Below are 24,335 nucleotides of genomic sequence, written 5' to 3' on the forward strand. Positions count from 1 at the left end.
TTCGAAGGGCCGTCCCGAGCGATCGGGGCGGCCCTTCTCCTTGTCGGAATCACAGGCTACATCGGCCCCATGCGCGAAACACTTACCGAAATCTACGATGCCCGGGTCGCCAAGGGCCGCCTGCGCCCCGACCCCGCCCAGCGCGCCGTCCTGCCGGCACTGGAAGCCGTGCGTCTGGCGTTGGAGGAAACCTCGGAAAAGGCCCGCGGGCTGAAGCGGTTGTTCCAGAAACCGCCCGAGCCGCCGAAGGGCCTTTATCTGTGGGGCGGGGTCGGCGGCGGCAAGTCGATGCTGATGGATCTGTTTTTTGAGGCGACCGACATCCGCCGCAAGCGCCGGGTCCATTTCCATGCCTTCATGCAGGAAATCCAGAGGGGTCTGGCCGAGGCCCGCAAGCAGGAGATCCCCGACGCGCTGGAACCCGTCGCGAGATCGGTGATCGAGACTACGCGCCTGCTGTGTTTCGACGAAATGCAGATCACCGATATCGCCGATGCGATGATCGTGGGGCGGCTGTTCCAGAAGCTGTTCGATGCTGGCGTAGTGGTGGTGACCACCTCGAACCGGGTGCCAGAGGATCTGTACAAGGATGGGCTGAACCGGGCGCTTTTCCTGCCCTTCATCGACCTGCTGCAGAACCGGATGGAGGTGCGCGAACTGACAAGCGCCGAGGATTACCGGCAGCACCGGCTGACCGGCGCGCAGGTCTGGTTCACCCCGGCAGGCAGCGCGGGCGCGGCGCTGGACGAGGTCTGGCAGGACCTGACCGGAGGCGGAGCCGGTGCGCCGCTGGACATCGAGGTCAACGGCCGGCGCGTGGTATTGCCCGCCTTCCTGAACGGTGTCGCGCGGGCCAGCTTCTGGGACCTGTGTGGCCAGCCGCTGGGTCCCGCCGATTATTTGGCCCTCGCTGACCGGGTGAAGGTGCTGATCTTGGAAAACATCCCGCATCTGTCGGCCTCGAACTACAACGAGGCCAAGCGCTTCGTCACGCTCATTGACGCGCTATACGAGGCCAGGGTGCGGCTGATCTGTTCCGCCGCCGACCAGCCCGAACAGCTGTATGTCGAGGGCGCGGGCACGTTCGAATTCGAGCGCACCGCCAGCAGGTTGCGCGAAATGCAGGATGCGACCTGGGGAACGCAGACGTAAGGGGGGCTCTGCCCCCCCTACCCCCCCCGGAGTATTTTCGCCAAGATGAAGGGGCGGATCGCTTCGGGTCAGCCGTTTTCGCGCAGCACAGCGCCGGCAAGATAGAGCGAGCCGCAGATCAGGATGCGCGATTGCGGGTCCGTGGCGACGATATCGGCGACCGCCTCGGCCACCGAGGCCGCCGTCGTCGCCGTGATACCCTCGGCCAGCGCCGCGTCACGGGTGGTTTCGGCGGGGAGTGTGGCACTTTCGCCGGGGATCGAAACGGCGTGCAGATCGCGCACCTGCGGCGCCAGCGGGCGCAGGTAGCCGCCGACATCCTTGGTGTTCAGCATGCCGCAGATCAGATGCGTGGGCTTCGGCGGCAGCCCCGCCAGCGCGGCCGCCACCGCCTGGCCGCCCGCCGGATTGTGCCCGCCGTCAAGCCACAGCTCGGCGCGGCCCGCGGCATCGACCAGCGGTCCTGTCCGCAGGCGCTGCATCCTTGCGGGCCAATAGGCGCGGGTAACGGCGGCCTCGGCCGCGGTGTCGTCGCGGCCCAGATGGCGCAGCGCGGCGATCGCGGCACCGGCGTTCAGGATCTGGAAAGGGCCGGGCAGGTTGGGCAGCGGCAGGTCCAGAAGGCCGTTCTCATCCTGGAAGATCAGCCGGCCGCGCTCTTCCCAGGCGTGCCAGTGCTGGCCATGCACCAGCAGCGGGGCGCCCAGCTGCGCGGCGCGGGCCTCGATCACCTCGAGCGCGGCCTCGTCCTGCGGCCCCACCACGCAGGGCACGCCGCGCTTGAGAATCCCGGCCTTCTCGGCCGCGATCTGGGCCAGGGTGTCGCCCAGATATTGCTGATGGTCGATCGAGACCGGCGTGATGATCGTCAGTTCCGGCCGGTCGATCACGTTCGTCGCGTCCAGCCGCCCGCCAAGACCGACCTCGAGCAACACGTGATCCGCCTCGACCCTGGAAAAGCCCAGCAAGGCGGCGCAGGTGGTGATCTCGAAGAAGGTGATCGGCGCCCCCGCGTTTGCGCGCTCGCATTCCTCCAGCAGCCGCGCCAGCATCGGCTCGCTCACCAGCTCGCCGGCCAGGCGGATGCGTTCGTGGAAATGCGCAAGGTGCGGCGAGGTATAAGCGTGGACCTTTTCGCCCGCGGCCTCCAACCCTGCCCGGATCATCGCCTGGGTCGAGCCCTTGCCGTTGGTGCCCGCCACATGGATCACCGGGGCAAGCGCGCGTTCGGGGTTGCCCAAAGCCGCCAGCAGCCGGTGCATCCGGTCAAGCGTCAGGTCGATCTTCTTGGGGTGAAGCGTCAGCAGCCGTGCAAGCAGGGCATCCGACGACAGCAGGTCGCTCACGCCGGGGCATCCCCCTCGGGCGCCTCGGGGGCGGGGTCGGCTTTCGGGGCGGGGGCCGCGTCTTTCGGCGGCGGCAGATCGCCCTTCACCGCCGGCGGCTGGCCGGTGAGCATCCGCACGATGGTGATCAGTTCCTCGCGCAGCGCCTTGCGGTGGGTGACGCGATCCAGCATGCCGTGGTCAAGAAGATACTCGGCGCGCTGGAAGCCCTCGGGCAGCTTTTCGCGAATCGTCTGCTCGATCACGCGCGGTCCGGCAAAGCAGATCAGCGCGTTGGGTTCGGCGATCTGCACATCGCCCAGCATCGCATAGCTTGCCGTCACGCCGCCGGTGGTGGGGTGGGTGAGCACGACGATATAGGGCAGGCCCGCCTCTTTCAGCATCTGCACGGCGACGGTGGTGCGCGGCATCTGCATCAGCGACAGGATGCCTTCCTGCATCCGCGCGCCGCCGGCGGCGGAAAACAGGATCAGCGGACGCTTCAACTTCACCGCGCGCTCGGCGCCGGCGATGATCGCGTTGCCCACCTGCATCCCCATCGAGCCGCCCATGAAGGCGAAATCCTGCGCCGCGGCGACGATCGGGGTGCGCCCGATCTCGCCTTCGGCGACCAGCATCGCGCCCTTCTCGCCGGTGGCCTTCTGCGCCGCGCGCAGCCGGTCGGGGTAGCGTTTCTGATCGCGGAAATGCAGCGGGTCGGGCAGGGGTTCGGGGGCCTCGACCTCGGTGAAGATGCCGCCGTCGAACAGCGCGCTGAACCGAGCCCGCGGCGTGATCGCCATATGATGATCACATGTCGCGCAGACGTTCAGGTTTTCGGTCAGCTCGCGGTGGAACAGCATGGTCCCGCATTCGGGGCATTTGGTCCACAGGTTCTCGGGCACCTCGCGGCGCGAAAACAGCGAGTTGATCTTGGGGCGGACGTAGTTCGAAATCCAGTTCATCTGGGCTGAGGCCTTCGCGTCGCGGTATCCTGGCCGTCAGATAAGCCCCGTGCGGCGGAATTGCAATCAATCCGGCGGCGCGCTCTTCAACGCTTGTCAACGCTTGCCCGGGGCGGGCGCCGTGCCTGCGCGAAACCGTCGGCACACATCCCCGTGCGCCTGGGCGGGCCATCGCACACTTGTTCCGCAAGCGCCTTGCCCCCGCCCGACCAGGCCAGTATGCGAAAGGCGACCCTGCTGATGGAGCACGCAATGCGCACCCGCTGTTCCGACATGGCGCGGCGCCCCGCCCGCGTTGGCGCCACCCGAACGGCGCACCCGACGCCCCCGAAAGCGCCGTCGATCGCGCGGGGCTGGGCCTTGAAATCCGCGGCGGTCCTGCTGCTTCTGGTGGCGGGCTGTACCAGCCTACCGGCTCCGCGCAGCATGCCTGTCGCCCGCGGCAGCGTGGTGATCGAAGGACCGGCGGGCTATTGCATCGACACCAAGGGCAGCCGGGATACGACGGCAGGCACCTTCGTGCTGCTGGGCAGCTGCGCCTCTATCTCGGGGGTCAGCACCCAGCCGCGGCCCCAGGCCCCCGCGATATTGACCGCGGCGGTCTCGGCCGGCAGCAGCGGCGCCGGAATCGCGGGGTCGGAAAAGCGCCTGGCGCGCTATTTCGAATCGCGCGCCGGCCGCGCCGCGCTCAGCCGATCGGGCAAGGCGCGGACGGTGACGATCCTGGGCCATTACGACGGCGACGGTGCCTTCTTTTTGCATCTGCGCGACAGTTCGGCCCGCCCCGACCCGACCGTCAGCTGGCGGGTGCTTTTCGATCTCAACGGCCATATCGTCACCCTTTCGGTCGTCGGGCTGCCGGGGCGACCGATCTCGGCGCGCCATTCCGAAGCCTTGTTGCGCGCGTTCATGGCCCAGGTCCGCGCGGCATCGCCCCACCCTGCCCCGCGCAAGACCACGGGCTAAGGAATGATCGCAAGGGGTGGTTTTGTTCACCCTTTCCGGCGATACATCCTGAAACTGACCCGAAACCGGCGCAGGATCAGGGACCGTCAGGGGATCGACAGCGAAAGATGCAGGGCAAGTTCGGCAAGTTCCTTGACCAGTTCGCGCAACGCCGGATGCTGAAGCGCTGGCGCCAGGCGATCAAGACGATGGACAGCCTGGATCCGAACGCCCTGCGTGCCCTGCATGGAGAGGCGGGGCAAATCCGCCGCGAGATCGACCGCCTGACCCATGCCGCCGACGGCAAGCTGGCGCTGATCGCAATGGACGCGGACAGGCCGCGCAGACCCATCGGGTCCGATTGGGCCTGGCGCCCCGCGCTCTGGCGCTGCCCGCAGGATCCGCCCGGCCTGACCGAAATCGTCAATCAGACCCAGCTGGGCCAAGAGGCCACGATCTTCCACGATTGCGACAAGTCCGAGCTGTCGCTGCGCCAGTTGCGCAACCACGCCGCCGAGGACCGCGCACCCTTCGCAGCGCGCCTTGACGTGTTCCGCTTCGACGGAAGCTTCCTGTCATTGGTGCTCGATTTCCCGCCTGAGGCCTGCCAGGGCCTGGGCCGGCGCCATGTGATCCGCATGGACGCGATCGTTGATCTGGAACGCCGGATCGAGATCTTCGCCCGATTGAACGTCAAGCACGGCCCCAACACCGATCAGGTGGTGCGCGAACTGCCCCTGCAAACGCCCGCCGTGATGGTGGAATTCGACCTTGGCTATTCCGACATCAACGAAAAACGGGTGGAAAAGATCTGGGTCGACCTGATCTTCGAAACTCCGCGGATGAACCAGATCACCCTGCGCGATGTGGCCTTCAGCCGCCGCCCCCGGGCCGAAATTTGAGGATCCCATGCCGGTGCCGACCCTGACAAAGCTGCAATTCGCCGAGGGCCTCTGGACCGGCCGCCTGAGCGGGACCGACGAGGCCGAGCCGGCGCTGGAGATCACCCATCTCGACCGGCCGGTCCCCGGCACCCGCCTGACCCCCGACCCCGCCGCGCCGGGCAACTGGCGGCTGGAGGTCCCGATCCCCGCCGCGGCGCTGAGCGAAGGCGTCCAGACCATCCTGATCCGCCACGGCCCCAGCGGCACGCTGCTTGAACACATCACCATCGTCACGGGCGCCGCACTGGAAGACGATCTGCGCGCCGAACTCGCCCTGCTGCGCGCCGAACTCGACATGCTGAAAAAGGCCTTCCGCCGCCATTGCGCCGAGGGCGAGGGCTGACAGCGCCGCCCGCGTATTTGGGGAACAATGAAAGGGAAGGCGCCTATGTCTTCACCTTGGCGAAAATACTCCAACCCGGGGGGCCGCGCCCCCCGACGAAAGGCTTGCGCGCAACGCGCGCGCCGCTGGATCAGCCGCGCCGCACCGAGGTGGTGACATAGTTCACCGACAGGTCACGTGCTGACAGGCTCCAGGTCCACCCAACCGGGTTGAACACCATGCCCTTGCGATCGACCGGCTCCAGGCCGGCGCGACGGATCAAGTCATACAACTCGTCCGGGGTGATGAATTTCTGCCATTCATGCGTGCCCTTCGGCAGCCAGCGCATCACCCATTCGGCACCCACGATCGCCATCGCGAAACTCTTGGCGTTGCGGTTCAACGTCGAGCAGATCATCAGCCCCGCGGGCTTCAGCAGATCGTGGCAGGCTCTCATATAGGCCAGCGGATCGGCCACATGCTCGACCACTTCCATGTTCAGCACCACATCGAACCGCTCGCCCGCCGCAGCCAGCGCCTCGGCAGTGACGTTGCGATAGTCGATCTCCAACCCCGATTGCCGCGCGTGCAACTGCGCCACGGGGATGTTGCCCGCGGCCGCATCGGCGCCCAAGACCTCGGCCCCCAGCCGCGCCATCGGCTCGGACAGAAGCCCCCCGCCGCAGCCGATGTCCAGCAGCCGCAACCCGGCAAAAGGCTTCGGCGCCGTCAGGTCTCGGCCGAATTCAGCGGCGATCTGGCGGGTGATGTAATCCAGCCGGCAGGGATTCATCTGATGCAGCGGCTTGAATTTGCCGTTCGGATCCCACCACTCGGCGGCCATCGCCTCGAACTTGGCCACTTCGGCGGCGTCGACGGTGGTTGCACTTTCCATCTCAACTCCTGTCCAATCGGGCACGTCCCCCGTGGCGGAGGGCGCTTTTGCGTTATATAGATCAACCATGGACAAAACCGCAGGCCAAAAGCACGCAGGCGCCTTCCTTTACCCCGCGATCGAACCCTTCGACCAGCGGATGATGGAGGTCGGCGGCGGACACACGATCTACGTCGAGCAATCCGGACAGCCCCGCGGCATTCCGGTGATCGTCGTGCACGGCGGCCCGGGCGGCGGTTGCAGCCCCGCCATGCGGCGCTATTTCGACCCCTCCGTCTATCGCACCATCCTGTTCGACCAGCGCGGCTGCGGCCGCTCGCGCCCCCATGCCTCGGTCAAGGCAAACACCACCTGGGATCTCGTCGCCGACATGGAGCGGATCCGCGAAACCCTGGGTATCACCCGCTGGATGGTCTTCGGCGGCAGCTGGGGCGCGACGCTGTCCTTGATCTACGCGATTCGGCACCCCGAGCGGTCGGCGGCGCTGGTTCTGCGCGGCGTCTTCCTGATGACCGCCCGAGAGCTGAACTGGTTCTACGGCGGCGGCGCGGGCAATTTCTGGCCCGAACTTTGGGACCGTTTCGCCGGTGCCATTCCCGAAGCCGAGCGCGAAGACCTGATCGCCGCCTATCACCGTCGCCTGTTCAGCGGCAACTACGCCGAGGAAACCCGCTTTGCCCGGCTCTGGGCCGGCTGGGAGAACGCCCTGGCCACGATCGAAGGCGGCGGCCTGCGCGGCGAGGGGCCATCGGAATATGCCCATGCCTTCGCCCGGCTCGAGAACCACTACTTCACCCACCAGGGCTTTCTGGACCATGACGGATGGATCCTGGCGCAAAAGCAGCGCATCAGCCATATCCCCGCGGTGATCGTCCAGGGCCGCCATGACATGATCTGCCCTCCGCGCTCGGCCTATGACCTTGCCGAAGGTTGGCCGCGGGCCGACTTGAAGATGGTCCCCTTGGCCGGCCACGCCCTGTCCGAACCGGGCATCAGCGCCGAGCTTGTGAAGGCGACCGACGGATTTCGCGCGACGGCCCGGGCTTTGGGCCTGCAAGGCGCCTAGCCACGCATCAGCGTGCCGAAAATCAGGCCCTTGTGCTCGCGCATGTAGATCCGCAGCCAGGGCGTGAAACGTTCTGGATGGCGCGCGATCTCGGCGTCCAGATCAAAGAGATTGACCCAGCGCACGGCCATCACCTCTTCGGGGTTGGGGACGATCTTCATGTCGGATGAGGCATAGGCGATGTAGATATCCACCACCTCGTGTTCGATCATCCCGTCGCCGACATCGGCGCGGTATTCCACGCGGTCACGGTGGTTGGGGTAAAGACCGGTGATCCCCAGCTCTTCATGCAACCGACGTACGGCGCAATCCACCGGGGCCTCGTCCCATTTCGGATGGGTGCAGCAGGTGTTCGCCCACAGGCCCGGGGTGTGATACTTGCCCATCGCCCGACGCTGGATCAGCAATTCCTCGCCATCCAGCACGAAGACCGAAACGGCCTTGTGCCGCAAGCCGCGGCGATGCACGGCAAGCTTTTCCAACGGCGTAAGCGCGCCGTCCACCCAGGCAGGGATGCTGTCGTCCATGGACCCACCGCTTCACTATCCAAATCCTGCCTAGTCCCTTCGCAAAGCCACCGCACCAAGGCAAGATGACACAGGGCGGAAATATGCCGGCGTGACTCAGATCAGGCCCAATGGCGCCGCCAGCAGCAGCGCAGCCTGGCTTGGTCGGCTTTGCCGGTAAAGACCAAGCCTGCGCATCCCCGCGAAACGTGCCCCCGCCGGCGCCGCCCGCAGCCGGGCGAACCCCCGCAGAAGATGCTGGTTTTCCTCGGTCAAGCGGTGGGCAGAGGCGTCGAGCGCCCGCAGATTGATCGCGTTCCAATCGCGAAGCCTGCCGCGCAAGAGCATCCGCAAGCGCCGCATACGCGACCGGAAATCGACATTCGCGCCGACCAGATTGCCGCCATGTTGCCGGTAAAGTACCGTTGGCTGCGCGTCATAGATCACCTGCCCGCCGACACCCGAGACGATCTGATAAAGCCACCAATCGTGCGAGACGATCTGCCGCGCCTCGTCCGCCGCGGATTGGGCAAGATCCAGTGCGGCGCGGTTCAGCATCATCGTATTGCCGCCCGCGATGCACTGCATCAGCGCGTTGCGAAAATCGGGCGGGCGGCGCGACAGCGGTGACAGGCACAGCCGCCGCAGATCACGGTCGCACACCCAGGTGCGGCTGCCGTAAAGGGCGGGCACCTCGGGTGGCACCCGGGCCAGATGCGCAAGCCCGCGCGCGATCTTGTCCGGCAGCCAGACGTCATCCTGATCAGAAAGCGCCGCGTAAGGCGTATCAGGTCCGGCGGCGCGGATCAGATGCAGGAAGTTCTGCCCGAAACCGCGACACGGCCCGTCGATCAGGCTGACCGGCCGCCCCCCAGCGGATGCGGCAAACTCCCTTACCATCTGCGGCCCGGTGTCGGTCGAGCCGTCGTCCGACGCGATCAGCCGCCAGTCCGAGTGGGTCTGATCGCAATAGCTTTGCAACTGATCAGCCAGGCTGTGGGCGCCATTATACAGCGCCAGCAGAATGGTGACTTCGTCGGATCGGGCGGGCCGCGGCATCTGCGCCTCCTGCAGCTGGTCGGGCCGGCCCCCACGGCCTGTCCCGATTCACACAGCCTAAGCGCCAGGTCTTACGCAGCGGTTTACGGCGACGCCCCGACCATCGCTTCCTTCCGCGCCCGGGCCGCCTGGGCGGTGTCGCCTGAGCGATACACGGCACGCGCGATCTTTTCCCAGACGGGGCGGGTCAGGCGATCTCGGCCGATCTCCTCGCCCGACACGGACAGGGAGGCCAGCTTCAGGTCCGGCTGCAGTGCGCTGCGCCAGCTTTCGAAACTGGCGTTCAACGGGGAAAAGCGCCGGACGATCTCGGCGCTTTCGTCGGGCGTGAAGATCGTGCCGCGCATCTCGGCGCCGAATTGACCGCGCAGCACCGAATCGACCAGCCCGATCAGGGGCGCCGGCGCCACGCCCGGGCGCGAAATCGCTGCCGCCACCATCGCCGCCAGCGGGTCCGCAGAGACATTCGAACGGCCATTGCCGGCGCCGAAGGGCTTGAGCGCCGATGCCTCCAGCGGCAAGCCCAGTTGGCGCAGCATCTCGCCCACCACGCCACCTTCGGACGCGGCCGCGGCTTCGTAGCTAAGGAAGGTCAGCTCATCGGGTTGGAAAGCGGTCTCTAGATGGGCGGCCAGGGCCTTATAATCCATCCACAACCCGTCGGCGAAGCCGCTGGACAGCGCGGAGCGGATAAAGGCGCGAACCTCGGGGGCCGGACGGTCGCGCGAAATCTGGGCATAGACCGATTGCAGGAACGCCCGCTGGCCTCGGAGCATGCAGATCACCTGAACGGACTCGTAAGGCTCGGACAGGCGGCGCAGATCGTCCAGGTCCACCCGGCGCGGATGCGCGCGCGAGAATTCCTCGGACGACAGGAAGACAATCCCTTCCGCATCGGCGTAATCCTTGGCGATGCGGATCCATTCGGCCTCGGGGTCGCCGCGCAGCGAATAGGGCCGCGGCATCGGCACCCAGCGCGAGACCAGCCCATGATGGCCGCGGGTTTCGCCCACGAAAGGGTAGATCAGGCCGTAATCGCTCAGCAACGCCCGATTGTGGAACAGCGTGTCCTGAATCGTGGTCGTCGCGGTCTTGTGCAGACCGATGTGAAGGACAAGTCGGGCCATCTCTACCTCTGCGTTGCACCGGTCCACTGGGCCAGGATGTCGAGGCAGGCGCGGCCGTATTGCTCGGACGGCTCCAGCATTGCCTTCTCGGCCCATTCGTTCCAGGCGTTGATGAACAGCTCTCCACGATAGGAGGCGCCAAGCCGCGCCGCCCCCAGCTGCGAAAGCCAGTGATTGAAACGAGCGGGATTGGCACCATAGGCGATATGGCCGGCCGCGCCGCGCCGCGCGGTATTGTCCCAAGACGGCATGACCCCGGCAATCAGCCTGTCGGGACGCGCGGCATCGGCGCGCAGGCTGTTGCGGATCACCGCGGCGTAATCGTAGATCAGCCCCTCGAATCCCTCGGCCGGGGCCAGGCCCAGCCGATTTCCTCTGGGCCCGCCGAACAGGATATCGGGCCCCTGCACCAAGCCATGCGGAGGCATCTCGATCCAGAAGTCGAAAAGGCTCTGCTCCACCGGATTTTCGCCCGCGACATGGAAACGGATGGCGCCCAGCTCGACCTCTCCCAGGCCCAGATCACGCCAGGCCGCCCGCAGCCGGGCGATGTTTGCCGCGGGTTCGGGCATGTCTTCGGGGCGGTAGATGACGAAACGCGGCCGAATGCCGTCGGGGCGGGCATAGCGTGGATCGCGCATGTAGGGCATCAGATCGCGCGCCAGCGCCGCCTCGAACCCCGGCGCGTAACCTTGTTTCAGCAGCACCTCGCCCGAAAGGCCATCCCAGTTGCGCCGCCAGCTTTCGTTCGCCCAGCACAGATAGAAGGGGAAATCCGTCTCTGGACTGGCCAGAAGCCGTTCCATCGGCTGCTGCAGAACCCGTTTTCCGTCGAACCAGTAATGGTAGACGCAGAAGGCATCGATCCCCGCGCCGCGCGCCAGCTGCGCCTGCCGCGCCATCACCTCGGTCAGTCGCAGGTCGTAGAAACCCAACTCTCCCGGCAGCATCGGCTGGTGATGACCGGGGAACTGGGGCTGCGCCCGGGTGACCGAAGCCCATTCGGTGAAGCCCTTGCCCCACCAGGCGTCATTTTCCTCGGTCGGATGAAACTGCGGCAAATAGGCGGCCGAGACGAAACCCGGCCGCACCGGGGCGGGGGGCGGCGGCGTCTCGATCAGTTGCGAGGTCTGAACGATCCGCATCCCGGCGGCCTGCACCAGATGCCCCAGCGCCCGTTCCACCGCATGGGCCAGCGTCCCGTCGACCTGGCCCGTTTCAGGCTCGAATATTGCCTGATTCAGCCGCAAACCCTTCAGCATCGTCAGCATCAACGGCTTCATCCAGTAGATCGACCCGGCCGGAAAGGAGAGCGCGAAATCATCGTCGCGGATCTCGACCCGATGCAGCAGATGCGCGACCTTGCGGCGATTCGATCCCCACCACTCATCGCCCTCGTATTGCTGCCCGTCCGCGACCCAGAAGCCCGCCTGCGGATCTGCCAGGAAGCGCGCCAGCAGGTCGGCGGTGTCGGAGCCGGGCAGAATGCCGCCGATCAGGTGACGACGCCAATGGTCGCCGTCCTGGCGGTGGGGGGATTTCTTGGTGTGCAGCTTGCCGATGGCGCTGTAGCCGTCCAGCAGGCCGGCATTGGCCAGATGCAGGAAGGGGAAGATGTCGCGCCCGTGATTGGGCATCAGGATCACCCGGGCCCGCGGGTGGCTGAGCGCGATGCGGTCACGCAGGGCCTCGGACGGAGGGCCCTTGTGGGTGATGGTCACGAACAGATCATGTTCCAGCCCGGCCGCGTCGATCGCCGCCGCGATCTCGGGCCACATGTCGTGATAGTAGATATGAACCACCAGGGCGATCGGGGCCGTCGCGGGCCTTGGGCGCAGCACCGGCGGCCGGATCGGCAGCGTGCGGTCCACCGGCGGCAGGGTCTTGGTGGGGCGCAGCTCATGCCGGCCGGCACGCAGGTAATGGCGGAAGGGCGCGGCCGTCTGACCCGCAAGGTCGGGATTGAGCGCAAGATAGGCGCGCGGACAGAAATCGGGGTTGGGGCGCAGGCCCATCGCTTCGCCGAAAATGGCGAAGTGGCGTTCGGGCCAGGCCCGGAACAGCGGATGCAGATGTGGATTGGTCGTGCGATAGAACTGGCGGTCGAAAAGACGCGAGCATCGCATCTCTCGCGCGTAGGACCAGCGCCAGGGCGCCGGAAGAAGAAAACGCACGAGCACCCGGGCCCGGTGCAATCCGCGGCCCCAGATCGGGGTGTGCAAAAAGGTACGGTCGATCCATCCGGTAGCGCTCATCTCAACCCTCCGCGGCCATGTTGCGCGACTGCCGCCTCAGCAGCATCAGCCCCGCTGCCAGCAACACCAAGGACAGCAGGTAGACATAGGCCGGCGTGACGAAGGCCGCCGGGTAGATCGTGTAGAAACCGGCCCGCATCTCGGCGGTGACGTGGATCAGCGGGTTGAACCACAGGACCTCTCGCGCGGTCAGCGGCAGGCCCTCATACAGGAAGAAGGCCCCCGAAATCAGGAACAGCGGCCGCGTGGCGATGGCCCAGACCCGGGCCCAGGCGGGAAAGGCGGTGGTGAGATAGCAGTTCAGCACGCCCACCCCCGCGCCCAGTGCCGCCGCCATGCCCAGCGCGTTCAGGATCGCCCAAGGCTGTGGCCACAACCGTAGGTCGAAGACGATGACGATCCCCAGGATCACCAGATACATCGCCAGCACCTGGGTCAGGAACGCCAGCACGAATCGCGCCAGCAGCGCATCGACGAAACTGACCCGCGGGTAGGCCAGCAGCGGTTTCGAATAAAGGATCGCCTGCGACAGATTCTGCGCGATGGCGTTGTAGATCAGGAACGGCAGATAGCCAGTGGCGTAGAACAGAGGAAAATTCTCGCCCAGCGGCGGGCGATGCAGGAAGAAGGTGAAGACGAAGGTCAAAATCGCGATACCCCCGATCGGATCGATCAGCGCCCACAGATAGCCGCCGGGCGAACGCCCGTAGGTCGTGGCCATTTCGCGCAGCATCAGGGCCAACACGCTGCGCGGCAGCGCGAATCGCCCCAGTCCGCTGGGACCGAGCTTGTTTTCCGGCTGATATGCCGCTGTGCGCACGCGTTCCTCCCTTCCACGCCGGAGACCATTCTGGCCGTCAGGGGCGAGACTGCGGCAAAGCGGTTAAAGAAGGCTCAATCCTTCCGTGGTGAATTGGCGATCATGACGATCACCGACGCCCCTGATGCCAAACCCCTGCCCGTGGCGCATCGCAAGCCGCCCGCGAAGGCCCCGACGCAGATGCCCCGCGTGCAGCGGATCGTGGCGCCCGATCCGCCCGCGCTGCGCCCGGTGGCCCGCCGCGCCCGGCTGCGGTTGCGCCACAAGGGGCTGATCATCAGTTTCATCCTGGTCGTTTTGCTGCCGGTGCTGATCGCCGGGGGCTATCTGTGGAAGGTTGCGGCGGATCAATACGGCTCGACCGTGGGCTTTGCGGTGCGCACCGAACAGATGCGTTCGTCCCTGGATCTGCTGGGCGGGCTTTCGGCGCTGGCGGGCGGGGCGTCCTCATCTTCCGACATGGACATCCTCTATCAGTTCATCCAGAGCCAGGAGATGGTGCGCGCCGTGGACAAGCAGGCCGATCTGCGCGCCCTCTGGTCGCCCGCCCATGCGACGGACCCGGTCTTTGGCCTTGACCCACAGGTCGGGATCGAGGGGCTGACCGATTACTGGAACCGCATGATCAGCCTCTCCTACGATCCTGCCACCGGGTTGATGGAACTGACCGCCCGCGCTTTCGCGGCGGCCGATGCCCAAAGCATCGCCCGGGCGATCTTCGACGAAAGCCACCGCCGCATCAACGCGCTTTCCGACATCGCGCGCGAGGATGCCACCCGCTACGCCCGCCAGGAACTGGAAACCGCAAAGATCCGCCTGAAGGACGTGCGCGAGGCGCTGACGGCCTTTCGCATGCGCAGCCGGATCGTCGATCCGGCGGCCGATATCCAGGGCAAGATGGGGCTGCTGAACTCGCTGCAGGAACAGCTTGCGCAGGCTCTGATCGCCCTGGACCTGCTACGCGAGAACACCAAGAAGGGTGATCTGCGCATCAGCCAGTCGGAACGGCGCATCGCGTTGATTCGCCAGCGCATGGAAGAAGAACGCGACCGGTTCAGCGCCAACGGCAAAGGCCCTTCGGGCGAGAATTACGCCCAACTCGTCTCCGAATACGAGCGCCTCTCGGCCGATCAGGACTTCGCCCAGCGCGCCTATACCTCGGCGCTGGCGGCCTATGACATGGCGCTGTCACAGGCGCAGCAGCAATCGCGCTATCTGGCGGCCTATATCCGCCCCACCCTGGCCGATTCGCCGCAATATCCGCGCCGTTCGATGCTGCTCAACATGCTGGCGGCCTTCCTGGTTCTGGGCTGGGCGGTGGCGGCATTGATCTATTACTCAGTGCGCGACCGGCGATGATCCGTCTGGTGGAGCTAAGCAAATCCTACCGCATCCACGGCCGCCGCCATGTGGTGGCCGACCGCATCACCGCGACATTCCCGGCCGGGGTGTCGGTCGCCCTGCTGGGCCGCAACGGGGCTGGAAAAAGCTCTCTTCTGAAGATGATCGCCGGCACGATGGAGCCAACCTCGGGCCAGATCCTGGCGCAGGGGTCGGTGTCCTACCCGGTGGGCTTCGCGGGCTCGTTCCATGGCGATCTGAGCGGCGCGCAGAATGTGCGATTCGTGGCGCGCATCTACGGCGTCGACAGCGACGAACTGGTCGATTTCGTCGCCGATTTTGCCGAGTTGGGGCGGCATTTCCACGAACCCTTCCGCACCTATTCCTCCGGGATGCGCGCAAGGCTGAGCTTTGGTGCCTCGATGGGTCTGCCGTTCGATCACTACCTGATCGACGAGGTCACCAGCGTCGGCGACGCGCGCTTCCGCAAGAAGAGCGAGCGGATGCTGCGCGACCGGCTGCGCACCGCGGGGGCGATCTATGTGTCGCATTCGCTGGGCCAGGTGCGCAAGCTGTGCACCTGCGGCGCGGTTCTGGAAGGCGGGCGTCTGACCTGGCACGAAACCCTGCGCGACGCGATCCTTCACCACCAGCGAAATCTGACCCGAGGGTAGCCCGAAGATCACGCAAGCCCCCTGTGATCGCCACGCCTGGCACCGAAACCGTCAGCCGAAGATAACGATCTGCGCCTCCAGGCCGGCGGTGTCGTGCAGGCCGGCAAGCAGCACTTCGGTGCCGTCGGCAAAGGTGAAATCAAGCCCCTTCGCCGTGTCGCGCGCCAGCATCATAACGGCGCGCGCATCTGCGGCGCCGAACCCGCTGTTGATGTAAAGCTGATCGCCCTCGGCCACGCTGAAATCGCCGATCGTGTCGCGGCCGTAGCCGGGGTTGAAAACGAACCAGTCATTGCCGCTGTTGCCAACCATGTAATCGTTGCCGGTTCCGCCCACGATCTTGTCGCGCCCCTCGCCGCCGGCCAGCCGATCATGCGCGGAATTGCCCACGATGGTGTCATTGCCAGCGCCCCCGACCAGGAAATCCGACCCCGCATTCCCAATCAGCCGCGAGGCGCCCGGCCCGTCCATCACAGTATCGGCCCCGGCCCCGGCGAACAGCTTGTTGTTGCCCAGCATCGCGACGATACGGTCGTTGCCGGCCTCGCCCAGAATCCGGTCATTGCCCTGACTGCCGTACAGCACGTCGTTGCCGTCGCCGCCGCGCAGCGTGTCGCTGCCATAGCCGCCGTCCATCGTGTCGTTGCCGGCATCGCCGCGCAGCATGTCGCGACCGGCCCGTCCCAGCAGCAAATCGTCGCCCTCGCGCCCGACCAGAGTGTTCGAATAGCCATCGCCGCGCAGATCGTCGGCGTGGACAGAGCCCAGAACCACCTCGATCCCCAAATAGCTGTCGCCCATGGCATCGCCGGTATTCGCGGAAGGCGATTTCAGATTGACGCCCACTCCCTGGGCCGCGCCGTAATAGCTTGCGACATCCGACAGTCCCTCGCCGCCGATCAGCCAATCAGCACCTGGACCACCCTCCAGCGTGTCGTTGCCGGAGCCGCCGTCCAGCATGTCGGCACCGGCACCGCCCCGCAACATGTCGGCACCTTCCAGGCCCGCGATCAGATCACCGCCGTCCGTGCCGACCAGCACATCGGACCCGGCGGTGCCCGAAGCCGGACCAGACCCATCGCCCGATTGCCCGCTGACCGTCGCATCGGACAGAACCACCGCCTCGTCCCCGGCATTGCCCAGATAGACGCGGTCCAGATCCGCCACATCCCGATCGGTGAAATCCGCCGCCGTCAGCGCGCCGCCGCCGTCGCTGCGCACATCGACCCACCAATCGCCATAGCTCAGCCGTGCGCCCCAGCTTTGCTGCGCTACGCTCAACTGCGACACGCCGTGAAACAGCGGCAGCGCCGACAGATCCAGCCGGTCCACGCCCGGCTGATAATCCAGCACCTCGCCCAGTTTGCCGCCGGCCGGGGCCGCCTCGGGGCGGAACACGAAAAGATCGGCGCCGGCATTGCCGCGCAGGCTGTTGGCGCCGTCCCCGGAAATCAGGATGTCGGCACCGCCGCCCCCCGAAACCGTCACCGCCCCCGGCGCGCCGCGGGTCACCGTCCCCAGTTCGGCCGTGGACAATGTCAGATGTGCGATCCCCTGCTCTGTCGCTGAAGCGGCGAACAGGTTCAGCACCCCGCCCAAGGCCCCCAGATCCACCGCCTGCACGGATGCAAGCGCGCGGCTTGCGGTATCCTCGACCGAGCCCAGATGCGCCAGCCGTCCGCCCGGCGTGAGGGTCAGAAGGCTCAGCCCGTCGTCGGCCCCGCCGGCCAGGACATAGACATGCCCGTCGGCCTGGACCACCCGCAGCGAGGTCACGCTGCCGAACCGGGTGGCAAGGCTGTCGAGCACCTGATCCACCGGCGTCAGCCTGCCATCGGCGCCGATCCGGGCCACCGTCAGGCTGGAACTTCCGGCCGAGGCGATCACCGCATAGCTGATCCCGTCCATCGCGACCGTCTCGATCGCCGTCGGATCGGCGATGCCCAGGCCCGACGTCAACCCGATCTGATCGACCAGTTGCAAGCGGCCATCCGCGCCCAGGCCGTAGCTCATCACCACATCGGCGCCCGCGACACCTACCAGCAGATAATCATCCGCGCCGACGCTGACCCCGGAGACCGCGGTGATTCCGCCGCCCCGGTTCAGCCCGGTCTGCGCCATCACATCCACCGCGTCGCGCTGCACCAGCAGGCCCGTGCCGTCACGGCCAAAGCTGCGCAGAACGGCGCCATCGGCTTGCGCCAGCGCGACATGAGCACCCAGCTGCAGCCCCAGCCCCGGCGTCTCGGCCAGGCCCAGATCCGGCGTCAGATCCACCCGCACCGACCCCAGTGCCCCGTCCAAGCCAAGCCGAAACGTGTCTAGCGTTGGACCCTGTCGCCCCAGCGCGGCCAGGCCATCGGTTCCAAGCCCAAGATCCACATGCAGCAGGCGGGTGGCTGTCGGAAGGGTCGAACCCGCCCCGAAAGGCAACTGATTCAGCGCGCGGACGGTACCATCCGTCCCGATCCGATAGGCCGCCAGGCCACCATCCGGCCCGGTGGCGGAATAAAGCGTCAGCCCGCCGCCGCTGTCAAAGATCGAGAAATCCGTGATCCCCGCCGACATGACGCCAGGATCCGCCACGATGGTCGCGGCATATTTGATGCCCACCACATCACCCCTTTTCACCCTGCACCCCCGTGCAATCCCCGTTGTGCCAGAGCAAAGTTTCCGAGCCGTCAACAGCGGCCCGGCCGGCGGCGCGGAAATCTCGAGGTTTCGCCTAAAATGCCCAACGACACGCGGGGCGGCGGGGGTAATGGATCAGCGGATCTCTAGCGGCGGCAGGGATTTCACCAGATCGTCGATCGCCTTCATCTGCGCCAGGAAGGCGGGCAGCAGATCCAGCGGCAACGCGCTTGGGCCGTCGCAAAGTGCGGCGTCCGGATCGGGATGTGCCTCGATGAACAGCCCCGCGATGCCCACGGCCAAGCCCGCGCGCGACAAATCGGCCACCTGCCGCCGCCGCCCGCCCGAGGCGCTGGCCCCGGATTCGCGGGTTTGCAGCGCATGGGTGGCGTCGAAGATCACCGGGGCGTCGTTGGTGACATCGCGCATGACGCGAAAGCCCAGCATGTCGACGACCAGGTTGTCATAGCCGAAATTGGCGCCTCGTTCGCACAGCATGACGCGGTCATTGTCGGCTTCATGCAGCTTTTCTACCAGGTTGCCCACCTGGCCGGGGCTCATGAACTGCGGCTTCTTCACGTTGATCACCGCCCCGGTCCGGGCCGCCGCGATCAACAGATCGGTCTGCCGCGCCAGGAAGGCGGGGATCTGCAGGATATCGCAAACCTCGGCCACCGGGGCGGCCTGATGCGGTTCGTGGATATCGGTGATCACCGGCACCGCGAAAGTTTCCCTGACCTCGGCCAGGATCTTCAGCCCCTCTTCCAGGCCCGGCCCGCGGAAGGAACGGATCGAGGAGCGGTTGGCCTTGTCGAACGAGGCCTTGAAGACATAGGGCATGCCCAGCTTGCGCGTCGTCTCGGCAAAGCTTTCGGCGGCGCGCATCACCAGATCGCGCGATTCGATCACGTTGACGCCGCCGATCAGGATCATCGGCCGGGTGTTGCCGATCGTGAAATCGCCAAGCTCAATCTCTGTCATCGCGGGCCATCCCGTGTTGCTGTTTCAAGGGCTGGCTATTCCCTAGGCGATCGCGAGACGGCGAACAATGGGCTGATCTCGCCCCGGCCTATGGGCGCAGGTCCTCGAGCTTGAGGTAGCCGACTTCCTTGCTGATCCACTGGCGCGACTTGCGGATCTGTCCATTCGGCTCGATCCAGTAGTCGTTGGTGAATTGCCCGCCCTCGCCCGCGCAGGCCTCGCGCACATGCATGGTCGCATAGCTCAGCCCGGCGATCTGCACCGTCTGGCGGCCCAGGCGGCTTAGCTGGCAGGTGACCGGCACGCCGTAGCTCTGATCATCGCCGGTCAGGTAGTAATAGGTCGCGCTCACCGTCCCCGCGCCCTTGCGCAGCACCGCCGCCGAAGGCAGGCGCGCCGACATCAGATCCTGACCCAGCCCCAGGGTGCGCACCACCACCCCGTCGCGCAGCGAGATCATGATCCCGTCGGTCGACGACCAGGTCGCCACATCGCCATTCGCCCCGATGTGCAGCAGATAGGCCCGCGCGCCGCGCTTCGGCAGCACCGCCAGATACAGCGGCCGCTTCAGCGACGTGATCTGCGCCCGCGTCAGATGCGGCTGCGCCGGTTTCTTGAAGCTCAGCACCTGCTTGGCGGTGCGCAGATAGAGCTTGTCCTGCCCCTCGGCCACCTTGTTCGAGCTACAGCCGGCCAGGCCGACAGCGGCCAATGCCAGCACCACAAGCGTGCGTCCCATCGGGGTCATCGCCACACCCTCCCCCAATCCTGGTCGATCGCGTAGCGGTGGTTGTCGCGTAGCATCTCGTAAAGCCGCCCCTGCACATCCAGACGCGCGCCGCCGTCGCGGCTCAGCGGATGGATCACGCTCAGCTTGCCGGCCTGGGTCGGATAGCCCAGGGCCCAGGACAGCGGGATCTGGATCCGCAGCCCCTTGTCGAACGAGCCTTCGCCGAATTGCGCGGCCGAGACATTGGTCTTGGTCACGAAGGCCCCGACCCGCCAGCCATTGGCGAAGACGCGGTCGAAGGTCACCGTCGCGCCCCAGTCGCCGGCCAGATAGCGGCCCGCGTCGATCTCGCCGAAATAGCCGCCGTTGAACTGGTAATAGGCCGAGACATGGCCCGTCGCCACCTGGTAATTGCGAAAGCCCAGGCCATCGCTGTAGGCGCGCTGCTTGACGTAGTTCAGCTCGGCCCCCAGGGCGAGGCGGCTGGCGACCGGCTTCCACAGCACCTCGGCCGAGATGCCGCCGAACATGCGTTCCAGATAGCCCACCGTCACCCGGGTGTAGATGTTCTCCGCCGGGTGGCGATACCAGGCCAGTTGCAGTCGCTCCAGCGCCGGGTCGCCGTATTTGTCGTAAAGGTTCGCGTCCGAGCGCACATGCGGCAGCTTGGAATTCGACACCCGTGTCGACTGGTCCAGATTGCCGACGATCTTCTTGGTCACCGCGCCCGACAGGATCAGCCCCGGCGCCAGGCGATAGCCCGCGCCCAGCCGCAGCCCGAAATCGGCGCGCACCGGATCCTGGGGATCAAACAGGCTTGCCCGGACATAGGGCCCGATCCCCCAGGTGAAGCGCGGGATGTGGCCCGGCGCGGACAGCGCGAACGGCGCCGTCGGATCGCCGATCGTCACCCGCTTGCGCAGCGCCACGGCATTGTCGGGGGCGAAGTCCAGCCGTTCCAGATCGGCGCGCCGGATCGTCACCATCGAGGCCGGCACGCCAGCCACCATCGGCACGATCTGGAAGGTCGAGACCGAGGCCGGCATGCTGCGGCTCAGCGCCCGCGCCGCCCGCCCGATCGCCTGCGGCACGGATTTGTACTGCTTGTTGACGATACGCAGCTGCGCGGTGGTGCCATCGACCGACAGCGATTGCAGCTCCAGCCCCTCGGCGGCCAGCAGCTTGGCGGTCTGGTCGCGCAGGCTGTCCACCTTGCCCGGCTCCACCACCCAGCCGGTGGCATAGGCCGCCGGGTCCGCGGCGCGCGCGGGCCGGGGCGCGATCGGCAGCGGCCCCGGCCCCAGCACCCCGCCGGTCGGCCGGTCGTTCGGGTTCAGCGCCATCTGCAGGCTGATCCCCACCTTGGAACCGTAAAGGTAATAGGCCCCCAGCCGCAGCTGCTTGTTGACGCGGTATTCGACCCCCGCGTTCCAGGGCGAGCGGCGCTGGAACAGGCCGGCCTTCACCTCCTGCGTATAGGCGTCCGAGGAATATTCGAGCTTGAAGTCAAGCCGGTCGGTCGCCTGCCACTCGATCCCGCCAAAGGGCGCCATCGGGCCGCGGAACCATTCGCCGGGATGCGGCGTGCCGCCATAGCCGAAATTGTTTGCCGGCCGCGGCCCAAAGGGCGAACCGATCGCGCCATAGCTGCCAAGCCGCCCCCAGCCCAGCCCCGCCGTCACCTTCAGCCGGGGCCCGAGCGACTTGGTCGCCACGAGATATTCGCTGGAATAGACCCCGGTGCCGGCCAGATCCTGAACCCCGATGGCCAGATCGGGCAGGTAGCCATGTTCGCGCAGCAGCTGAAACCGCAGGTCGAGGCTGCGATCATAGAGGTGCTGGCCGGTGGGCGACCCCCAGTGCAAGATCGAGGAATACCGGAAACTTCCCGAAATCCGCGGCGAGATCTGAAAGGTCATCGTGGTGCGGGTGGTGCCGCCGAAATGCGACACGCTCAGGTCGAACTGGCCATCGGGTTGCGGCTGGGCCGAGGGCATGTCGATCAGCCCCGACACGCCATAGAAGTTCAGGCTCGGCGCACCGGGGCCCGTCACGGCCGCTTGCGCGCGCACCGCAGGCGCCCCGACCAGCGCCGCGCTGGAAAGCAGCGCCGGCAGCAGCCTGCCCCATCTGTCGTTCTTCTGTGCCACGCCGAAGCCCCCCATCTGACGCCGCACATTAGGCAAGCGCCCAGGCCGCAGCAATTCAACCCAGACCAGAAACCCCGAACCAGAGACCAAACCCCAAAAGCTGTGGCCAAATGGCGTCACTGAACAAGCCCCGACGTCCGCGGCGGACCTATTTGGCGCGCAGCGCATCCGCTGGCTGTTCCAGGAACCAGCGGTAGGTCTCGGCGATGCCCTGCTCCAGCGGGATCGTCGCGCACCAGCCCAACCGCGCCAGGCGGCTTACGTCCATCAGCTTGCGCGGCGTGCCGTCGGGCTTCGTCGCGTCAAAGCTCAGCCGGCCCTCGAACCCCGTCACCCGCGCCACCGTTTCGGCCAGTTCGCGAATGGTGACGTCGGTGCCCGAGCCCACGTTGATATGGCTCAGCATCGGCTCGGTCTCGCGGTCATAGACCGCCTTGGGCAGATCCAGCACAAAAAGCGAGGCCTCGGCCATGTCGTCGACATGCAGGAACTCGCGCATCGGCCGTCCAGACCCCCAGATCACCACCTCGTCGCGCCCGTCCTGCACGGCCTCGTGGAAGCGGCGGATCAGGGCAGGCAGGACGTGGGAATTCTGCGGATGAAAGTTGTCGCCGGGACCATAAAGGTTCGTCGGCATCACCGAGCGGTAATCGCGCCCGTATTGCCGGTTGTAGCTTTCGCACAGCTTGATCCCGGCGATCTTGGCGATCGCATAGGGCTCATTCGTGGGCTCCAGCGGGCCGGTCAGCAGCGCGTCCTCGGCCATCGGCTGCGGCGCCATCTTCGGGTAGATGCACGACGATCCCAGCTGCAGCAGATGCTGCACCCCGGCGGCGTGGGCCTCGTGGATCACGTTGCATTCGATCATCAGGTTGTCGCGGATGAATTCGGCCGGGTAGCTGTCGTTGGCGACGATCCCGCCCACCTTGGCGGCGGCCAGGATCACCACATCGGGCCGTTCCGCGGCAAAGAACGCGCGCACCGCGGCCTGGTCGGTCAGATCGAGTTCCGCCGAGGTCCGGGTGATCACCTCATCCGTGCCGCGCGCCTGCAGCCGGCGCAGGATCGCCCCGCCCACCATCCCGCGGTGACCCGCAACATAGATCCGTGCCATCGCCTAGCCCTCCTGGCTGACCGGCAGGTCCAGCCCGTGTTCGCGCAAAAGCGCATGACGGCGCGCGGCCTTCAGATCCTCGGCCACCATCTCGGCGCACATCTCCTGCGCGGTGATCTCGGGCACCCAGCCCAGCTTTTGCTTGGCCTTGGACGGATCGCCCAGCAGCGTCTCGACCTCGGCGGGGCGGAAATAGCGCGGGTCGATGCGCAGGATCACGTCGCCGGGCTGCACCGCCGGCGCAAGGTCGCCGTCCACCGATACCACGGTTGCGGTCTCGTCCACGCCGGTGCCGGAAAACTCCAGCGTCAGGCCCAGCTCTGCCGCCGACCAGGTGACGAACTCGCGCACCGAATATTGCTTGCCGGTGGCGATGACGAAATCCTCGGGCGCCTCTTGCTGCAGCATCATCCACTGCATGCGGACGTAATCCTTGGCGTGGCCCCAGTCGCGCAGCGCGTCGATATTGCCCATGTAAAGGCAGGGCTCCAGCCCCAGCGCGATATTGGCCAGCCCCCGGGTGATCTTGCGGGTGACGAAGGTCTCGCCCCGGCGCGGGCTCTCGTGGTTGAAGAGGATGCCGTTGCAGGCATAGATCCCGTAGGCCTCGCGGTAGTTCACCGCGATCCAATAGGCATACATCTTCGCCACCGCGTAAGGGCTGCGCGGGTGGAACGGCGTGGTTTCGCGCTGCGGCACCTCCTGTACCTGGCCGTAAAGCTCCGAGGTCGAGGCCTGGTAAAAGCGGGTCTTGCCCTCTAGCCCCAGGAAGCGGATCGCCTCCAACAGGCGCAGGGTGCCAAGCGCGTCCACATCGGCAGTGTATTCGGGCGCCTCGAAGCTGACGGCGACATGGCTTTGGGCGCCGAGGTTGTACACCTCGTCCGGCTCGATGTCGCGGATCAGCCGGATCAGGTTCGAACTGTCGGTCAGATCGCCGTAATGCAGCTTCAGCCGCGGCGCGGGCGCATGGGGATCCTCGTAAAGGTGATCCACCCGCTGCGTGTTGAACAGCGACGCCCGGCGCTTGATGCCGTGCACCTCATAGCCCTTCTCAAGCAGGAATTCCGCCAGGTAGGACCCGTCCTGACCCGTGATGCCGGTGATGAGGGCTTTCTTCATCGTCTTCAATGTCCCTTCCGGATGCGACCTGCGACAGCCCTAGCCCAGCACTGGCGCCCCGGGCAAGGGTGGCGTGCCTTTCGCGGCATTGCTTCCGTTTTCAGTCGGAGGATTTGGACTTATAGGCGTATCTGTAGTTGTAATATGCGTATTGTGTTCCGTCTTTTGCGGCTTCGGAGAGTTTGTATCCGTTGAGGATGGCGCCGGTGAG

The 24,335-nt window shown here is 66.4% G+C and carries 21 protein-coding genes; 7 read left to right on the forward strand and 14 right to left on the reverse strand.

All coding sequences use genetic code 11. The features are described from left to right. Positions 1-69 precede the first annotated feature (69 nt). Positions 70-1,152 (forward strand): cell division protein ZapE, encoded by a 1,083-nt coding sequence (gene zapE, locus BLV97_RS09600; protein ID WP_035845053.1) that lies wholly within the window; start codon positions 70-72, stop codon positions 1,150-1,152. Positions 1,153-1,220: 68 nt separating this feature from the next. Here zapE and BLV97_RS09605 read toward each other — a convergent pair whose 3' ends face one another. Both BLV97_RS09605 and accD read right to left on the reverse strand, forming a co-directional pair. Then, positions 1,221-2,498 carry a bifunctional folylpolyglutamate synthase/dihydrofolate synthase gene (locus tag BLV97_RS09605; protein WP_244521000.1) on the reverse strand — a complete coding sequence of 426 codons (1,278 nt, stop codon included), beginning with the start codon at positions 2,496-2,498 and terminating at the stop codon, positions 1,221-1,223. After that, positions 2,495-3,442, reverse strand: coding sequence for an acetyl-CoA carboxylase, carboxyltransferase subunit beta (accD, locus tag BLV97_RS09610; protein ID WP_035845073.1), 948 nt, complete (start codon positions 3,440-3,442; stop codon positions 2,495-2,497). The genes BLV97_RS09605 and accD overlap by 4 nt, the downstream gene beginning before the upstream one ends. Before the next feature lie 252 nt (positions 3,443-3,694). On the opposite strand from accD, the gene BLV97_RS09615 reads away from it, so the two are divergent. The 3 genes from BLV97_RS09615 (at position 3,695) to BLV97_RS09625 (ending at position 5,674) form a co-directional block, all read left to right on the forward strand. Beyond that, on the forward strand, positions 3,695-4,408 hold the full coding sequence (locus tag BLV97_RS09615; RefSeq protein WP_092164033.1) for a hypothetical protein: 714 nt from the start codon (positions 3,695-3,697) through the stop codon (positions 4,406-4,408). Between the two features lie 107 nt (positions 4,409-4,515). Further along, positions 4,516-5,289 carry a DUF6478 family protein gene (locus BLV97_RS09620; RefSeq protein WP_035845075.1) on the forward strand — a complete coding sequence of 258 codons (774 nt, stop codon included), beginning with the start codon at positions 4,516-4,518 and terminating at the stop codon, positions 5,287-5,289. 7 nt (positions 5,290-5,296) lie between these two features. After that, the gene (locus BLV97_RS09625) at positions 5,297-5,674 is read left to right on the forward strand and encodes a hypothetical protein (protein WP_035845077.1); all 378 of its coding nucleotides are present in this window, start codon (positions 5,297-5,299) and stop codon (positions 5,672-5,674) included. A 130-nt stretch (positions 5,675-5,804) separates the two neighbouring features. On the opposite strand, the gene ubiG is transcribed toward BLV97_RS09625, so the two are convergent. After that, positions 5,805-6,548 carry a bifunctional 2-polyprenyl-6-hydroxyphenol methylase/3-demethylubiquinol 3-O-methyltransferase UbiG gene (ubiG, locus tag BLV97_RS09630; RefSeq protein ID WP_092164034.1) on the reverse strand — a complete coding sequence of 248 codons (744 nt, stop codon included), beginning with the start codon at positions 6,546-6,548 and terminating at the stop codon, positions 5,805-5,807. Between the two features lie 67 nt (positions 6,549-6,615). Between ubiG and pip the strand changes: the two genes are divergently transcribed. Further along, positions 6,616-7,614, forward strand: coding sequence for a prolyl aminopeptidase (gene pip / locus BLV97_RS09635; protein WP_035845086.1), 999 nt, complete (start codon positions 6,616-6,618; stop codon positions 7,612-7,614). Here the strand turns inward: pip and idi are convergent. The 5 genes from idi to BLV97_RS09660 all read right to left on the reverse strand — a co-directional run bounded on the left by idi (position 7,611) and on the right by BLV97_RS09660 (position 13,381). Further along, a complete protein-coding gene (gene idi, locus BLV97_RS09640; RefSeq protein ID WP_035845088.1) occupies positions 7,611-8,141 on the reverse strand; it encodes an isopentenyl-diphosphate Delta-isomerase in 531 nt (176 codons plus the stop codon). The genes pip and idi overlap by 4 nt on opposite strands. Positions 8,142-8,237: 96 nt before the next feature. Next, positions 8,238-9,179, reverse strand: a complete 942-nt coding sequence (locus tag BLV97_RS09645; protein ID WP_035845090.1) for a glycosyltransferase family 2 protein — start codon at positions 9,177-9,179, stop codon at positions 8,238-8,240. A gap of 83 nt (positions 9,180-9,262) precedes the next feature. Then, positions 9,263-10,306, reverse strand: coding sequence for a hypothetical protein (locus tag BLV97_RS09650; RefSeq protein ID WP_035845092.1), 1,044 nt, complete (start codon positions 10,304-10,306; stop codon positions 9,263-9,265). Between the two features lie 2 nt (positions 10,307-10,308). After that, the gene (locus tag BLV97_RS09655; protein WP_081825144.1) at positions 10,309-12,561 is read right to left on the reverse strand and encodes a glycoside hydrolase family 99-like domain-containing protein; all 2,253 of its coding nucleotides are present in this window, start codon (positions 12,559-12,561) and stop codon (positions 10,309-10,311) included. Position 12,562: 1 nt separating this feature from the next. Beyond that, positions 12,563-13,381 carry an ABC transporter permease gene (locus BLV97_RS09660; RefSeq protein ID WP_308430847.1) on the reverse strand — a complete coding sequence of 273 codons (819 nt, stop codon included), beginning with the start codon at positions 13,379-13,381 and terminating at the stop codon, positions 12,563-12,565. Positions 13,382-13,483: 102 nt separating this feature from the next. On the opposite strand from BLV97_RS09660, the gene BLV97_RS09665 reads away from it, so the two are divergent. Together BLV97_RS09665 and BLV97_RS09670 are read left to right on the forward strand one after the other, a co-directional pair. Then, positions 13,484-14,740, forward strand: a complete 1,257-nt coding sequence (locus BLV97_RS09665; protein ID WP_244521001.1) for a KpsE/RkpR family capsule polysaccharide export protein — start codon at positions 13,484-13,486, stop codon at positions 14,738-14,740. Next, entirely contained in the window at positions 14,737-15,396 is a 660-nt protein-coding gene (locus tag BLV97_RS09670) for an ABC transporter ATP-binding protein (protein ID WP_035845094.1), read from the forward strand. The genes BLV97_RS09665 and BLV97_RS09670 overlap by 4 nt, the downstream gene beginning before the upstream one ends. Positions 15,397-15,447: 51 nt before the next feature. On the opposite strand, the gene BLV97_RS09675 is transcribed toward BLV97_RS09670, so the two are convergent. The 6 genes from BLV97_RS09675 to gmd all read right to left on the reverse strand — a co-directional run bounded on the left by BLV97_RS09675 (position 15,448) and on the right by gmd (position 24,124). Further along, a complete protein-coding gene (locus tag BLV97_RS09675; RefSeq protein WP_143037508.1) occupies positions 15,448-18,027 on the reverse strand; it encodes a calcium-binding protein in 2,580 nt (859 codons plus the stop codon). 135 nt (positions 18,028-18,162) lie between these two features. After that, positions 18,163-19,008 (reverse strand): 3-deoxy-8-phosphooctulonate synthase, encoded by an 846-nt coding sequence (kdsA, locus tag BLV97_RS09680; protein ID WP_035845098.1) that lies wholly within the window; start codon positions 19,006-19,008, stop codon positions 18,163-18,165. 88 nt (positions 19,009-19,096) lie between these two features. After that, entirely contained in the window at positions 19,097-19,756 is a 660-nt protein-coding gene (locus BLV97_RS09685) for a YjbF family lipoprotein (RefSeq protein ID WP_035845100.1), read from the reverse strand. Continuing rightward, the gene (locus BLV97_RS09690; RefSeq protein WP_244521002.1) at positions 19,753-21,888 is read right to left on the reverse strand and encodes a YjbH domain-containing protein; all 2,136 of its coding nucleotides are present in this window, start codon (positions 21,886-21,888) and stop codon (positions 19,753-19,755) included. The genes BLV97_RS09685 and BLV97_RS09690 overlap by 4 nt, the downstream gene beginning before the upstream one ends. Positions 21,889-22,036: 148 nt before the next feature. Then, the gene (gene fcl, locus BLV97_RS09695; RefSeq protein WP_035841352.1) at positions 22,037-23,002 is read right to left on the reverse strand and encodes a GDP-L-fucose synthase; all 966 of its coding nucleotides are present in this window, start codon (positions 23,000-23,002) and stop codon (positions 22,037-22,039) included. A 3-nt stretch (positions 23,003-23,005) separates the two neighbouring features. Then, positions 23,006-24,124 carry a GDP-mannose 4,6-dehydratase gene (gene gmd / locus BLV97_RS09700; protein WP_035841355.1) on the reverse strand — a complete coding sequence of 373 codons (1,119 nt, stop codon included), beginning with the start codon at positions 24,122-24,124 and terminating at the stop codon, positions 23,006-23,008. Positions 24,125-24,335: the final 211 nt, after the last annotated feature.

It is taken from the genome of Allgaiera indica, assembly GCF_900106675.1.
GTDB lineage: Bacteria > Pseudomonadota > Alphaproteobacteria > Rhodobacterales > Rhodobacteraceae > Acidimangrovimonas > Acidimangrovimonas indica.